Origin of the sequence: Bradyrhizobium sp. 170, assembly GCF_023101085.1 — a bacterium.
GTDB lineage: Bacteria > Pseudomonadota > Alphaproteobacteria > Rhizobiales > Xanthobacteraceae > Bradyrhizobium.
This window is the reverse complement of sequence record NZ_CP064703.1, coordinates 649,070-663,816: the sequence shown is the minus strand read 5'-3', so window position 1 is coordinate 663,816 and position 14,747 is coordinate 649,070. Positions and strand designations below refer to the sequence as shown.

Sequence of the window (14,747 nt, the reverse complement as noted above, 5' to 3'; positions counted from 1 at the left end):
GGAATGCGGACGGCGGCGTCCACATCAACGAAACATATAAGAGCCGTCATCGCGCCGGCACGCCGTCGCGGGCAGCGGCCGCCTTGACGTCGGAGCAGGAGCAGCCCAGCCGGTCGAGCAGACCGCAAAGCTTCATCGCATCGGCATCCGACAGTTTGGAGCCGACGTGCTTTTCGATCGCCGCCGAATAGGCGCTCCACATTTTCTTCTGCAGCTCGCGCCCGGCCTCGGTGATCTCCACGAACTGGCCGCGCTTGTCGATCTTGCATTCGCGCCGCGCCGCCAAGCCCTCGTCCACCAGACGGTCGATCAGCCGCGAGGTGGAATATTGCGGGATCAGCATCTGCTTTTCCAGTTCCACCGGGCGCATCTCGCCGGACGGCGCGCGCGACAGTTCCAGCAACGCGTCATACCAGGCCAGCGGCGGAAAGCCGGCTTTCTTCAAATCCTGCTCGACGGCATCGAGCACCCGGCTCTGCACCCGCATCAGGCGGATCCAGGCGGCGGTCGCCTCGGTCGATGGTTTGCGTTTCATCATCCAGTCCGTGTCAGTCACAGATCAGTGTACCGCACTAAATGCAGCTGCATCAATCTTGACTATTCCATGCAGATGCATTTAGTCAGTCCACCAATAATGTCGAGGGAGGAAAAACCCCATGAAACTTTATCATTCCCCGGGCGCCTGTTCGCTGTCCCCCCATATCGCGCTTCTCGAGGCCGGTCTGCCCTACGACCTGGTCAAGGTCGACCTGCGCGCCAAGAAGCTGGAAAACGGCGACGACTTTTTGAAGGTCAACCCGAAGGGCCAGGTGCCGGTGTTGGTGCTCGATTCGGGCGAACTGGTCACCGAGGGGCCGGTCATCGTCCAGATGATCGCCGACAAGGCCGCGGCCAAGAACCTGGCCCCCGCCCGTGACAGCAGCGAGCGCTACAAGCTGCTGGAATGGCTCAATTTCATCACCACGGAACTGCACAAGAGTTTCGGCCCGATGTTTTCGCCGGTGCTGGCCGATGAGGCCAAGGCGTTCTTCAAGGACCGGGTGATGGGCAAGTTCAAGTATGTCGACAGCCAGCTTGCGGGGCGCGACTATCTGATGGGCAGCCAGTTCACCGTCGCCGACGGCTATCTGTTCACGATGCTGTCCTGGGCGGACCGGATGAAGTTCGATCTGTCCGAGATGCCGAACCTCGTGGCCTACAAGGCCCGCATCGCCGCGCGCCCGAAGGTGCAGGAAGCGCTGACCAAGGAAGGCCTGATGAAGGCCGCGTGAGTTCTTGCGAATAGCGAACATGGAAAGGGCCGGATCGATGATCCGGCCCTTTTTGTTCGTGTCACTGCTCTCTCCGGTGGTCGTCCCTGCGAACGCAGGGACCCATAACCACAGGGGGTTGTTGGTTGCCGAAGGCGTCGATCAACACGCCTTATCGATAGATCACGCGGTATGGGTCCCTGCGTTCGCAGGGACGACGATAGATTTTACGGCTCGCTCTACGCCGCCGCCTTCTTCGGCGGGAAGCGGCCGTAGAAGGTCTCGTTCCTCGCCGCCATGTCTTCCAGCAGTTTCGGCGGGGTGAAGCGCGAGCCGTATTTGGCCTCCAGTCTGTGGCAGAGCTCGACGAACTTCCGCGTGCCCATGAAGTCGATATAGGACAGCGTGCCGCCGGTGAACGGCGCGAAGCCAAAACCGAGTATCGAGCCGACATCGGCCTCGCGCGGATCGGTGATGACGTGATCCTCGACCGTGCGCGCGGCTTCGACCGCCTGCACCACCAGGAAGCGCTGCTTCAGCTCCTCGATGTCGAGCGTATCCGGATCGAGCTGCTTGGGCTGCAGCGTCGACAGGCCCGGCCACAGGCTTTTCTGTCCCTTGCCCTTCTCGGGGTAATCGTAAAAGCCCTTGCTGTTCTTGCGGCCGAGACGGCCCTGCTTCTCGACCAGCTCCACCATCAGCTTCTTCTGATCCGGGTTGATGGAATTGGGACCAAGATCGGCTTCCGTCGCCTTGATGACCTTGAGGCCGAGGTCGAGGGCGACTTCATCGGACAGCGACAGCGGACCGACCGGCATGCCGGCCATCTTGGCGCAGTTCTCGATCATCGCCGGCGGCACGCCTTCGAGGAACATCTCGTTGCCTTCGGCGATGTAACGGCCGACGCAGCGGTTGGCGTAGAAGCCGCGGGAGTCATTGACGACGATCGGCGTCTTGCCGATCACCCGCACATAGTCGAGCGCGGCGGCGAGCGCGACGTCGCCGGTGTTCTTGCCGAGGATGATTTCGACCAGCATCATCTTCTCGACCGGCGAGAAGAAATGGATGCCGACGAACTTGCCCTGCTCCTTGAAGCTTTCGGCCAACGAAGTGATCGGCAGCGTCGAGGTGTTGGACGCGAAGATCGCATCCGCCCTGAGGTATTGCTGCGCCTTGGCAAAGGTCTCCGCCTTGACCTTGCGGTCCTCGAACACGGCCTCGATGACGAGATCGCAATCCCCGAGCGTGGCGTAGTCGGCGGTCGGCGTGATGCGCGCCAGCAGCGCGTCGCGATCACCTGCCTTGGCGCGGCCCTTGGCGACCTGCTCGTCGATCACCTTCTGCGCATGCGCCTTGCCTTTGTCGGCGCTTTCCTGGTCGCGGTCGATCAGGATCACATCGAGGCCGGCGCGGGCCGAGACGTAGCCGACGCTGGCGCCCATGAAGCCGGCGCCGATCACGGCGACCTTCTTGATCCTGGTCGGCGGTACGTTTTGCGGACGCCGCGCTCCCTTGTTCAGCTCCTGCATCGACAGGAACAGGCTGCGGATCATCGCCGCGGCTTCCTTGGAGCGCAGGACTTTCGTGAAGTAACGCGATTCGACGCGCAACGCGGCGTCGATCGGCAACTGCAGGCCCTCATAGACGCAGCTCATGATGGCGCGCGCCGCCGGGTAATTGTCGTAGGTCTCGCGGCGATAGATGGCGTTGCCGGCCGGGAACATCATCATGCCGTTCTTGGAGAACACCGGGCCGCCCGGCAGCTTGAAACCCTTCTCGTCCCAGGGCGCGACCGCCTTGCCGCCGCCCTTGATCCAGTCCTTTGCCGCCTTGATCAGATCGGCCGCCGGCACGATGGCGTGGATCAGATTGAGCGCCTTGGCCTTGTCGACCGTGACCGGATCGCCCTTGAGCAGGATCGTCATCGCATCCTGCGGCGGCACCAGACGCGGCACGCGCTGGGTGCCGCCAGCGCCCGGGAACAGGCCGACCTTGACCTCGGGCAGGCCGAGGCGGGTTTTGGGATTTTCAGCCGCGACGCGATAATGGCAGGACAGCGTCACCTCGAAACCTCCGCCGAGCGCCAGCCCGTTGATCGCGGCCGCCCACGGCTTGCCGCAGGTTTCGATGCCGCGCAGCACCAGCGAGAAGCGCCGGCTCTGGTCGAACAGCATCTGGTTGGCAGCTTCCTCGCCCTTCTCCTTCAGCATCCTGGCATAGGCGACGTTCATGCCCTCAAGCATGGAAAGGTCGGCGCCGGCGCAGAAGGCTTCCTTGCTGGAGGTGATGACGACGCCCTTCACGGCGGCATCGGCCGTGGTCTGCTTCAGGATCTCCTCAAGCTCGGTCGTCGAGGTCTCATCCAGCACGTTCATCGAACGTCCGGGGATGTCCCAGGTGGCGAGCGCAATGCCGTCGGCGTCGGTCTCTAGCTTGAAATTCTTGAAGGCCATGTTGGTGCTCCCTCGATGCCGGCAGCCGATGTCAGGCGCGGCGGTTAAGCGGTGATTCGTAGGGTGGGCAAAGCGCAGCGTGCCCACCATTCCCAGTGGAGTGCGTGATGGTGGGCACGGCGCAGATGCGCCTTTGCCCACCCTACGTTCTCAGACTCTTTCGATGATCGTCGCGGTCCCCATGCCGCCGCCGATGCAGAGCGTCACCAGCGCGGTGGACTTGTTGGTGCGCTCCAACTCGTCGAGCACGGTACCGAGGATCATGGCTCCCGTCGCGCCGAGCGGATGGCCGAGCGCGATCGCGCCGCCATTGACGTTGATCTTCGCATTGTCGATCTCGAACGCCTGGATGTAGCGCAGCACGACCGAGGCGAAAGCTTCGTTCAGTTCGAACAGGTCGATGTCCGACTTCTTCATGCCGGAACGCTCGAACAGCTTTTCGGTGACGTCGACCGGACCGGTCAGCATCATCGCGGGCTCCGAGCCGATATTGGCAAAGGCGCGGATCTTTGCACGCGGCTTCAATCCATGTTTCGCGCCCGCTTCCTTGCTGCCGAGCAGCACCGCGCCCGCACCATCGACGATGCCGGAGGAGTTGCCGGCATGGTGGACGTAATTGACGCGCTCGATTTCCGGATGCGACTGGATCGCCACTGCGTCGAAGCCGCCCATCTGGCCCATGACAACGAACGACGGCTGCAACTGCGCCAGCGACTGCATCGTCGTGGTCGGGCGCATGTGCTCATCCTTGGCCAGGATGGTCAGGCCGTTGATGTCCTTGACCGGCACCACCGACTTGTTGAAGCGGCCCTCGTCCCAGGCCTTTGCGGCGCGCTGCTGGCTCTGCACGGCGTAGGCGTCGACGTCGTCGCGCGAAAAACCGTATTTGGTGGCGATCAGATCGGCCGAGACACCCTGCGGCATGAAATAGGAAGGCACCGCCATCGAGGGATCCATCGGCCAGGCGCCGCCGGAAGCGCCGATGCCGACGCGGCTCATCGATTCCGCGCCGCCGCCGATCACAAGCTCATGCTGACCGGCCATGATCTGGGCGGCGGCGAAATTCACGGCATCGAGGCCGGAGGCGCAGAAGCGGCTGATCTGCACGCCGGGGACGGATTCGCCAAGCCCCGCCTTCAGCGCCGCGAAGCGCGCGATGTCTGAGCCCGCCTCGCCGACCGGATCGACCACGCCGAGGATGACGTCGTCGACGACGTCTTCGGCCAGATTGTTGCGCTCCTTCAGCGCCTGCAGCGGCACCGTCGCCAGCGCCAGCGCGGTGACCTCATGGAGCGCGCCATCGGCCTTGCCGCGGCCGCGCGGGGTGCGAACGTGATCGTAGATATATGCCTCAGGCATGACGCCCTCCTGGTATGAGGATCATAATATTATAGGCGATAAGGACAGGAAACGGCGGAAAATCTCAGAACGCTTCCGCCGCCAATTCCATGGTGGTCGCGCAGCCGGTCTGGATGCGCGCAAGATGGACATGGGTTTCCGGCAGCATGCGCTCCATGAAGAAGCGGCCGGTCACCAACTTGGTGCTCAGATAGGGCGTGGCGCCACTGCTCGCAATCTTGTCCTGAGCCACTTTGGCCATCCGCGCCCACATATAGGCGAAGGTGACGAGCCCGAACAATTGCATGTAGTCGGTGGCGGCCGCACCCGCATTGTCGGGCTTGGTCAGCGCGTTCTGCATCAGCCAGCCGGTGGCCTGCTGTAGATGGCCGAGGGCTGCCGAGAGCGGGGTGACGAACGGCTTCATCGCCTCGTCGCCGCCGTGCTCCTTGGCGAAGGCGCCGACTTCGGCAAAGAACGCCATCACGGCGCGGCCGCCGTCGCGCGGCAATTTACGCCCCACAAGGTCGAGCGCCTGGATGCCGTTGGCGCCCTCATAGAGCATGGCGATGCGCGCATCGCGCACGAACTGCTCCATGCCGTGCTCGGCGATATAGCCGTGGCCGCCATACATCTGCTGCGCCAGCACCGCGTTGGAGAAGCCGACATCGGTCATCACGCCTTTCATGACCGGCGTCATCAGGCCCATATGGTCGTCAGCCTCCTGACGGTCCTTTGGGTCGGAGGAGCGGTGGGCGACGTCGCTCTTCAGCGCGGTCCACACCACCATGGCGCGCGCCGCTTCGTTGAAGGCGCGGATGGTGAGCAGCACGCGGCGCACGTCGGGATGCACGATGATCGGGTCGGCCGGCTTGTCGGCCTCCTTTGCGCCCGTCAGCGAACGGCCCTGCAAGCGCTCGCGCGCGTAATTGACGGCGTTCTGATAGGCGACCTCGGACTGCGCCAGCCCCTGCACGGCGACGCCGAGGCGGGCCTCGTTCATCATCACGAACATGCCCTGCATGCCCTTGTTCTCTTCGCCGATCAGCCAGCCGGTGGCGCTGTCGTAGTTCATCACGCAGGTGGAATTGCCGTGGATGCCCATCTTGTGCTCGATCGAGCCGCAGGACACGCCGTTGCGCGCACCCAGCGAACCGTCGGCATTGACCAGCACCTTCGGCACCACGAACAGCGACACGCCCTTGATGCCGGCCGGCGCGCCTTCGATGCGCGCCAGCACCAGATGGATGATATTCTCGGCGATATCGTGCTCGCCCGCGGAGATGAAGATCTTGGTGCCTGTGATCTTGTAGCTGCCGTCGGCCTGCTTCACCGCCTTGGTGCGCAACAGCCCGAGATCCGTGCCGCATTGCGGCTCGGTGAGGTTCATGGTGCCGGTCCACTCGCCCGCCACCATCTTCGGCACGAACATCTTCTTCTGCTCGGGCTTGCCATGCACCAGAAGCGCCGCGGTCGCACCCATGGTCAGACCGCCATACATCGAGAACGCCATGTTGGCCGCGCTCTGGAATTCGGTGACGACCTGGCTCAGCGTCACCGGCAGCCCCTGCCCGCCATATTCCGCCGGCGCCGATAGCCCGAGCCAGCCGCCTTCGGCGACCTGCTTGAAAGCTTCCTTAAAACCCTTCGGCGTCGTCACCGAGCCGTCGTCATTCCGCTTGCAGCCTTCGAGATCGCCTGTGCGATTGAGCGGCTGCAATACCTCTTCGGAGAGTTTTGCAGCCTCGCCGATGATCGCTTCGCGCACGTCGGCGGAGGCGTCGGTGAAGCCGGGAAGATTGTCGTAGCGATCGATCTGGAACACGTCGTTGAGCAGGAAGGTGACGTCTTCCACGGGGGCTTTGTAGATCGGCATGATGTTCTCCCGGCAGGGGCGATAAGGTGGTGAAGGCGTTTGAAATGAAATTCGTGTGGCGTTCCGGACGTAGACCTTATCCGGTTCCGGAGATTCTAGGGAGTGAGCGGACCGGCAAATATCTCGTCAGCCATAGCGACATAGACGGCGATGATCGCGGAAGCCCTGGCTCACTGCCTGGCGAGTTGCTCCCCCATCAGACGGTGCAGCAGATTGATTCCCTTCAGCGGACGCACCATCACCTTGAAATGCGTGATCTTACCGTCATCGCTGAAGGTGATGATGTCGACGCCGTTGATCCTGATGCCCTCGATCTCGTTTTCGAATTCGAGGACCGCGCCGTTGGCACTGCGCCATTCGCCGGTGTATTTGAAGCCGGGGCCGCCAAGAACCTTCTCGGCGCTCGCCAGATATTTGAAGGTGATGTCGCGCCCGCGCTGCGGCGTGTGGACGACGGGGCTTTCGAACACCGCATCTGGATGTAGCAGGTCCCACAACGCCGCCGTGTCATGGGACTTCATGTAGCCGTACCACTTGTCGAGGCCGCTCATGGTCATCATGTCTCCTCTGGCGGGCGATGACGGGCTCGGGCCCGCGCACGAGGCGCGGTCCGATTATGCGCGTTGACGCATATGCAACTTTATGCATAATGTCAAATTACAAACTGAAAGCCGGAGGCCGGCGTCATGGCGCTTGGTGACGCGATCCTTGCCTGCCTGACCGAACGTCCGATGACGGGCTATGAGCTCGCCAAGACGTTCGACAACTCCATTGGATTCTTCTGGAAGGCCGACCACCAGCAAATTTATCGGGAACTCACCAAGCTTCGCGACCGCGGCCATATCCAGGGCCGCGAGGTGGTGCAATCAGGCAAGCCGAACAAGCTGGTCTATACGCTCACGCCGGAAGGCCGCGCCGCGCTCAGGCATTGGGCCGCGCGGCCGAGCGTTCCGGCCTCGATCAAGGACGACCTCTTGGTGCGGCTCTACGCGCTCGACAGCGTCGACGTCGAACCGTTGCGCACCGACCTGATGGCGCGGCTGGAACATCACCGCGACCGTTTCGCCCGCTACGAGCGCCTGCTCAACAAACGTTGTCCCCACGGCATCGCGCCGCCGGCCGATGTCGGCAAACTGCTCGGACTTCGCGTCGGCCTCAGCTATGAGCGCGCCGTGGCGGAATGGTGCGAAGAGGCGATCGAGGCGTTGTCGGCCCTGTCTGCCGGAGCGGAACGGACCAACGTCGTGGCGCTCGAGGACAGCCAGCGCGAAAAAAACGGCTAGCGCCTTTTAGAGCCAGCCGATTTGGCTGCCCGGTAACTTTTAGGGCCGTCCGTCGCATTCCTTAACCCGTTCTTTACCGTAACGCGAAAAAGTCAGTTCCGAGGCAGGCGAGCCGCGCGGAAATACGATTGTCTCTTCGGTGGGACGCGCGGGGAGGCTGATGGCGCAGGTGGGGCGCCGAAGCGGAACCGGACGAAAGCATGAATTCGCGCGTATCGTGGAGTGTTGACGGCATCGATCCCTCTGTCCGCGAAAGGGCCGAGGCGGCGGCGCGCCGCGCCGGCATGACATTGAACGACTGGCTCAATTCCACCGTCGGCGAACCAGCCCCGCCCAGCTTCGGCGCGCCTTCCGAGCCGCGGCCGGCGATGCCGCGGCAAATCCCCGACGTCGCCGACATTCACCAGCGGCTGGATTCAATCACCAAGCAGATCGAGCAGATTTCGCGGCCCGCCACGCCGCGCGGCGACACTTCGCGCGGCGAAGCCGCCCGTGGCGAGCCGACGGTGGCCCGACAGCTCAACGACGCCATTTCGCGCCTCGACGCGCGGCTGTCGCAGATTTCGAACCCCGCGCCGGTCCGTCAGGCCCAGGCGCAGGAAAAGCAGCGCCAGACCGACATGGTCGAGCGTGCTGCCGCGCAAGTTTATCGCCCCGCGCCGCCGCTCAGCCCGGCCTCGATGGATTTTGCGATCGCCGAAATCGCCGCGCGCCAGAACGAACTCGACAGTCCGCCCCCGCGCCAGATGCCGCCGCGCAATGGCGCGCCGACAGCCTCTGCTGCGCAGCCCAATTTTTCGCAGCCCAATTCTTCTCACACCATGATGCCGGCAGCGCCGGCCGGGCCGGATTTTTCTTCGCTCGAACGGCACCTGCTCAAGATCACCAGCCAGATCGAAGCGCTGCAGCGTCCCGATCATGTCGAGGAGTCGATTGCCGCCTTCCGCAGCGAACTCGCCGAAATCCGCCAGGCCATCACCGAGGCGGTGCCGCGCCGGGAGATCGAATCGCTCGAGAACGAAATCCGCTCGCTGTCCCGCCGCATCGACGAAAACAGGCAACACGGCAGCGACGGCCAGACGCTGACCGGTATCGAACGCGCGCTCGGCGAAATCCGCGAGGTGCTGCGCTCGCTGACGCCGGCCGAGCAGCTCACCGGCTACGACGAGGCGATCCGCAATCTCGGCGCCAAGCTCGATCTGATCCTGCGCTCGAACGACGATCCGTCGACGGTGCAGCAGCTCGAAAGCGCCATCGCGGCGCTGCGCGGTATCGTCTCCAACGTCGCCTCCAACGACGCGCTGGCCCGGCTCGCCGAAGACGTGCACACGCTGTCGGCCAAGGTCGACCAGCTTCCCCGCTTTGAGGGCAACAGCGATGCCTTCGGCATGCTCGAGCAGCGCCTGGCCGCGCTGACCTCGACGCTGGAAACAAGGCAGCCGCCGGCCGCGAGCGAGCATTCGGAATATCTCGAAAACGCGGTGCGCTCGCTGTCGGAACGGCTCGATCGCATCCCGGTCGGCAACGACAACGCGTCGGCGTTTGCCCATCTCGAACAGCGCGTGTCCTATCTGCTGGAGCGCCTGGAAGCCTCCGGCGATCGTTCCGCCGCGCCCGCCATCGACCTCGGACGGGTCGAGGAAGGGCTGCACGATATTCTGCGGTCGCTCGAACGCCAGCACGCCAGCCTGGTCGCGCTCGCCGAGTCCAACCGCAATTCCACCGACACGGCTCAGCCGATGGATTCCGGCATCGTCGATCTGGTCAAGCGCGAGCTGTCCGACATCCGCTTCAGCCAGTCGGAAACCGACCGCCGCACGCAGGACTCGCTGGAGACCGTTCACAGCACGCTCGGCCACGTGGTCGATCGCCTGTCGATGATCGAAGGCGATCTGCGCACGGTTCGCGCCGCGCCGGCCGCGATCGCCTCTTCTCCTGCAGCCGCCGAAATGCGCGAGGAAGCGCCCCGCGTGATGACGCCGCTGCAGACCTATCCGCAGCAATCGAAGCCGGAATTGCCGAACCCCGCCGCGCTGCAGGCCGGCCCGCAGGAACATTTTGTCGCCGCGCCGCGCGAATTCCACGCCGCACAGCCGGCGCCAGTCGCCCCGCCATTGCCGCCGCGGGCGATCAGCGAAATCCTCGAGCCGCATGCCACAGCGCCGCGCACGGCGATCGCGCCGGAATTGCCGCCGGATCATCCGCTCGAGCCGGGCACGCGGCCGACCGTGCGCATGTCTTCGCCGTCGGAACGGATCGCGGCTTCCGAAAACGCGATCAGCGAGATCGCTTCCGGGCCGAAGGAGCCGGTCAGTTCGTCGAGCTTCATTGCCGCCGCGCGCCGCGCCGCACAGGCCGCAGCCGCCGCGCCACCCCCCGAGAAGCCGGGACGTTCGGCGAAGGCCGCACCAAAGGACAAGGGCGGCGACAAGGCCAAGGCGGACGACAAGAACCCCTCGAACATTTCCGCCAGGATCCGCTCGCTGCTGGTCGGCGCGAGCGTGGTCGTGATCGTGCTCGGCACTTTCAAGATGGCGATGACGCTGCTTGACACCGGCAGCGTGCTGCAACTGCCGATGATGGAGCAGTCCGGCGAGCCGGCCGCACCAGTGCAGGCGCCTGCGCCGTCGGAGAGCAGCGCCAGGCCCGCAATGCCTGCGGCGCCAGGGCCCTTGATGATCTCGCCGACGCCGGTCGAGAAGCAGTCGAACAATTCTTCCGCACCGAACACGCTCGATAGCGCGCGGATTGCGGTCCCGCCGCAGGCCGCGCCGTCGCCTCCTCCAGCCAGCGACATCACCGGCGCGATCACGACGCTGCCGGCCACCGGCGGCAAGCTCGCCATGATCGCAGTGCCGCCGACCGAGCGGCTGCCTGACGGCATCGGCGGCCCGGTATTGCGCGCCGCCGCGCTGAAGGGCGACCCGGCCGCGGCTTACGAAGTCGGCGTGCGCTTTGCCGAAGGCAAGGGCGTTGCGGCGGATCTCGACCAGGCCGCAAAATGGTACGACCGCGCGGCGCAGGCCGGCGTGGTGCCCGCAATCTTCCGGCTCGGGACCTTCTACGAGAAGGGCCTCAGCGTGAAAAAGGACGTCGATATCGCGCGGCGTTATTATGCGCAGGCGGCCGAGCGCGGCAGCGCCAAGGCGATGCACAATCTCGCCGTGCTGGACGCCGATGGCGGCGGCAAGGGCGCCAACTACAAGAGCGCGTCGATCTGGTTCCGCAAGGCCGCCGATCGTGGCGTCGCCGACAGCCAGTTCAACCTCGGCATCCTCTATGCCCGCGGCATCGGCGTCGAACAGAACCTCGCCGAATCCTTCAAATGGTTCAGCCTCGCCGCGGCCCAGGGCGATGCGGATGCGGGGCGCAAGCGCGACGATATCGCCAAGCGCCTCGACGTCCAGTCGCTGGCGGCCGCGAGACTCGCGATCCAGACCTTTACGCCGGAGCCGCAGCCCGACGACGTCGTCAACGTGGCGGCACCCGCCGGAGGCTGGGATTCGGCACCGGCGCCCGCCACGGGCAAGCCCGGCGCCAAGCCGGCTGCGACCAAGCGCACCGCCGCCGTTCACTAAGACCGGAAGACGGGTCGCGATGCCCGCCGGCATCGCCATATCCTCGGCCATAAATTCGTATAATGCTTCGGGCCAGCCCGACCCCGAACGGGGTCAGCCTGCAACGAGGACCGATTGTCGACCGAAGACAGCCAAGGTAAGGAAAATCGTTTCCGCAGGTCGCCGACCGGCCCTGCGGTCACGCCGCCGCGCATGCCGGCCGGTCAGATCCCGCCGCCCCCGGCCGCGCCACCGCCGGTGCAACCGTCCCGGCGCAAACGGCATTTCTGGTCGGTCGCCATCTTCATCCTGCTGGTTTCCGGCGTCGTCATCCGCGCCTATCGCGACCTGTCGCAGCCAGAGGCCTGGGACTACTGGAAGGACCAGTACGTCTCGCCCGGCCTGACATCCCAGGTGATCGACACGCTCCATCTCGATGGTTCGAGCCGGGGCCGGCGGGCGCTGTTCGTCAGCGGGACGATCGGGCCTGCCGCCGCGAACTGGTTTCGCGGCAGGCTGGACCAGGCCAATCTCGCGGCGGGCGACATCGTCCTGCTGGTCTCCCCCGGTGGCGATCTGAGCCAGGCCACGATCATGGGCGAGATCATCCGACAGCGCGGGCTCGCGACCGCGGTCGGCAGCGCCGACGCCTCGGGCCGCCCCAAGCCGGGCTATTGCGCCAGCGCCTGCGTGCTCGTCTATGCCGGGGGCAAGACCCGCTTCGGCATCCTGGGCTCGGCATTGGGCGTTCATCGGTTTGTCACAACCCGGCCCGTCAACGACCCCGTCGCGGAGGCGCAGCGGATTTCCGGCGCCGTGCTGGGCTACATGACCAAAATGGGGGTCTCGTCCTCCATCGTGGAAGCGATGTCCGAGACCCGGGACATTCGCTGGCTCAGCCCCAAACAGGCGCTGGCGATGAACCTCGTCACCGACCCGCTCGGAAAGCCCTGAGCCGGCCGCGCGCCGGGCCCCACGAGCGGACCTGCCTTTCGGATTTGTAACAGCGCTTCAACGTCCTGACGGACGCGTGGCCACGTGAGGCAAAAATTTGCCTTCCCGGGCATTTTTAGTCCCTCACCCCTCCGAATTCAGTTATGCAAAGGCGCGGGAACCGGCCCTGCGCACGCAAAGGTGCATGCGCGAACCGGCTTCCACTGCCGGCAAATACAACAGAAACCATGCCCTGAGCGGCCGCCCGGCCGTCTCTTGCGGCAAAGCTACAAAAGCAGACGCGCGTGCAGCTCTACCTCCCGATCGCCGACATTCCGGTCAATGTTTTCCTCATCCTGGCGATGGGCGCGGCGGTTGGGTTCGTGTCCGGCATGTTCGGGATCGGCGGCGGCTTCCTGATGACGCCGCTGTTGATCTTCGTCGGCATTGCACCGGCGGTCGCAGTCGCCTCCGTCGCCAGCCACATCGCCGCCTCCTCGTTTTCCGGCGCGCTGTCCTATTGGCGACGGCGCGCCATCGATCCGCTGCTGGCGGCGGTGCTGTTGACCGGCGGCAGTATGGGCACCGCGCTCGGGGTCTGGACCTTCACGCTGCTGCGCTCGCTGGGTCAGCTCGATCTCATGATCGCGACGTCCTACGTGATCCTGCTGACCACCGTCGGCGGCCTGATGTTCTGGGAGGGCCTGCGGGCGCTGTTGCGCGCCCGCCGCGGCGGTCCGGTCACCACGCGCCGCCCGGGCAGCCATGTCTGGATCCACGGCTTGCCGCTGAAGATGCGCTTCAAGCGCTCGAAAATCTATCTGTCCGTGATTCCCATCGTGGTGATCGGCCTGGTCATCGGCTTCATCGGCGCCGTGATGGGCATCGGCGGCGGCTTCATCCTGGTGCCGCTGTTGATCTACGTGCTGCGGGTGCCGACCTCGACCGTGATCGGCACCTCGATGGTGCTGACCCTGGTCACGATGGTGTTCGCCACCATGCTGCACGCCGTCACCAATCATCTGGTCGATGCCGTGCTGGCGCTGATCCTGATGGTCGGCGGCGTCACCGGCGCGCAGTTCGGCGCGCGCGCCGGGCAGAAAATCCGCGGCGAACATCTGCGGCTGCTGCTCGGGCTGCTGGTGCTCGCCGTCGGCGTCCGGTTTGCCGTCGAGCTGGTGATCCGGCCCGAGGATCTCTTCACCATCCGCGAAACCGGGGTGACGGGATGACCGCGCGCCTCATCCTCATGCTCGGATGGCTTGCGCTGGGTGCAGCATTCGCGGCCTCGCCAGCGCAGGCCGAACGGCTGATCGTGTCGGTGTCGAACCACCGCGTCACCGTGACGCCGAATTACTCCGGCGAGGAACTCGTGCTGTTCGGCTCGGTGGAGAAGGATGCCACCACGCCTGCCAATCGCACCTACGATCTGGTGGTGACGATTGCCGGCCCGCGCGCCGACATGGTCACGCGCCGCAAGGAGCGCCGGTTCGGGATCTGGATCAACACCGACTTCCGGCAGTTCCTGAAAGTGCCGGCCTATCTGGCGCTGTTCTCCAACCGGCCGTTCGACGCCATCGCCTCGCCCGAGGTGCAGCGGCGGCAGCAGCTCGGGCTGAACAACGTCTTGCTGACCCAGCGCGTCGGCGGCGATTACGCCGACGTGGTGCCGGACGACGTGTTCCGCAGCGCCTTCGTGCGGCTGCGCCGCCAGCACGGCCTCTATCGCGAGGAGACCTCGGCGGTGACGTTCCTGACGCCGACGCTGTTTCGCACCGGCATTCCGCTGCCCGCGGAAGTGCCGATCGGTCTCTACAACGTCGAGATCAAGCTGTTCGCCGACGGCGCGCTGGTGACCAAGACCGACACCGCATTCGAAATCGTCAAGGTCGGCTTCGAGCAATTCGTCGCCACCACGGCGCAGCAGCACGGCTTCGTCTACGGGCTGATCACCGCCTTCATGGCGCTGATGACGGGATGGATGGCGTCGATCGTGTTCCGGAAGGATTGAGGCAGTCGTTCAATTCGTAGGGTGGGCAAAGCGAAGCCTGCCACCA

The 14,747-nt window shown here is 65.0% G+C and carries 11 protein-coding genes; 6 read left to right on the top strand and 5 right to left on the bottom strand.

The features are described 5' to 3' along the window. Positions 1 to 46: 46 nt before the first annotated feature. Positions 47 to 535 (bottom strand): MarR family winged helix-turn-helix transcriptional regulator, encoded by a 489-nt coding sequence (locus IVB05_RS03090; protein WP_212422353.1) that lies wholly within the window; start codon positions 533 to 535, stop codon positions 47 to 49. A gap of 121 nt (positions 536 to 656) precedes the next feature. Here IVB05_RS03090 and gstA point away from each other — a divergent pair, with 121 nt between their 5' ends. Next, a complete protein-coding gene (gene gstA / locus IVB05_RS03085; protein ID WP_247782967.1) occupies positions 657 to 1,271 on the top strand; it encodes a glutathione transferase GstA in 615 nt (204 codons plus the stop codon). A gap of 218 nt (positions 1,272 to 1,489) precedes the next feature. Here the strand turns inward: gstA and IVB05_RS03080 are convergent, their stop codons facing one another. The 4 genes from IVB05_RS03080 to IVB05_RS03065 form a co-directional block, all read right to left on the bottom strand. Next, positions 1,490 to 3,703 carry an FAD-dependent oxidoreductase gene (locus tag IVB05_RS03080; protein ID WP_247782966.1) on the bottom strand — a complete coding sequence of 738 codons (2,214 nt, stop codon included), beginning with the start codon at positions 3,701 to 3,703 and terminating at the stop codon, positions 1,490 to 1,492. Between the two features lie 150 nt (positions 3,704 to 3,853). Continuing rightward, positions 3,854 to 5,062 (bottom strand): acetyl-CoA C-acetyltransferase, encoded by a 1,209-nt coding sequence (locus IVB05_RS03075; RefSeq protein WP_247782965.1) that lies wholly within the window; start codon positions 5,060 to 5,062, stop codon positions 3,854 to 3,856. Between the two features lie 64 nt (positions 5,063 to 5,126). Next, complete coding sequence (locus IVB05_RS03070) at positions 5,127 to 6,917, bottom strand: acyl-CoA dehydrogenase C-terminal domain-containing protein (RefSeq protein ID WP_247782964.1); 1,791 nt, start codon at positions 6,915 to 6,917, stop codon at positions 5,127 to 5,129. A 170-nt stretch (positions 6,918 to 7,087) separates the two neighbouring features. Further along, positions 7,088 to 7,474: a nuclear transport factor 2 family protein gene (locus IVB05_RS03065; RefSeq protein WP_247782963.1), complete on the bottom strand. Its 387-nt coding sequence runs from the start codon at positions 7,472 to 7,474 to the stop codon at positions 7,088 to 7,090. A 129-nt stretch (positions 7,475 to 7,603) separates the two neighbouring features. Between IVB05_RS03065 and IVB05_RS03060 the strand changes: the two genes are divergently transcribed. The 5 genes from IVB05_RS03060 (at position 7,604) to IVB05_RS03040 (ending at position 14,701) form a co-directional block, all read left to right on the top strand. Next, positions 7,604 to 8,200, top strand: a complete 597-nt coding sequence (locus IVB05_RS03060) for a PadR family transcriptional regulator (protein ID WP_247782962.1) — start codon at positions 7,604 to 7,606, stop codon at positions 8,198 to 8,200. Between the two features lie 200 nt (positions 8,201 to 8,400). Beyond that, positions 8,401 to 11,778, top strand: coding sequence for a tetratricopeptide repeat protein (locus tag IVB05_RS03055; RefSeq protein WP_247782961.1), 3,378 nt, complete (start codon positions 8,401 to 8,403; stop codon positions 11,776 to 11,778). A 114-nt stretch (positions 11,779 to 11,892) separates the two neighbouring features. Then, positions 11,893 to 12,711, top strand: coding sequence for a hypothetical protein (locus IVB05_RS03050; RefSeq protein ID WP_247782960.1), 819 nt, complete (start codon positions 11,893 to 11,895; stop codon positions 12,709 to 12,711). A gap of 284 nt (positions 12,712 to 12,995) precedes the next feature. Further along, on the top strand, positions 12,996 to 13,922 hold the full coding sequence (locus IVB05_RS03045; protein WP_247782959.1) for a sulfite exporter TauE/SafE family protein: 927 nt from the start codon (positions 12,996 to 12,998) through the stop codon (positions 13,920 to 13,922). Then, positions 13,919 to 14,701 carry a TIGR02186 family protein gene (locus IVB05_RS03040; RefSeq protein ID WP_247782958.1) on the top strand — a complete coding sequence of 261 codons (783 nt, stop codon included), beginning with the start codon at positions 13,919 to 13,921 and terminating at the stop codon, positions 14,699 to 14,701. Before IVB05_RS03045 ends, IVB05_RS03040 begins: the two co-directional genes overlap by 4 nt. Positions 14,702 to 14,747: the final 46 nt, after the last annotated feature.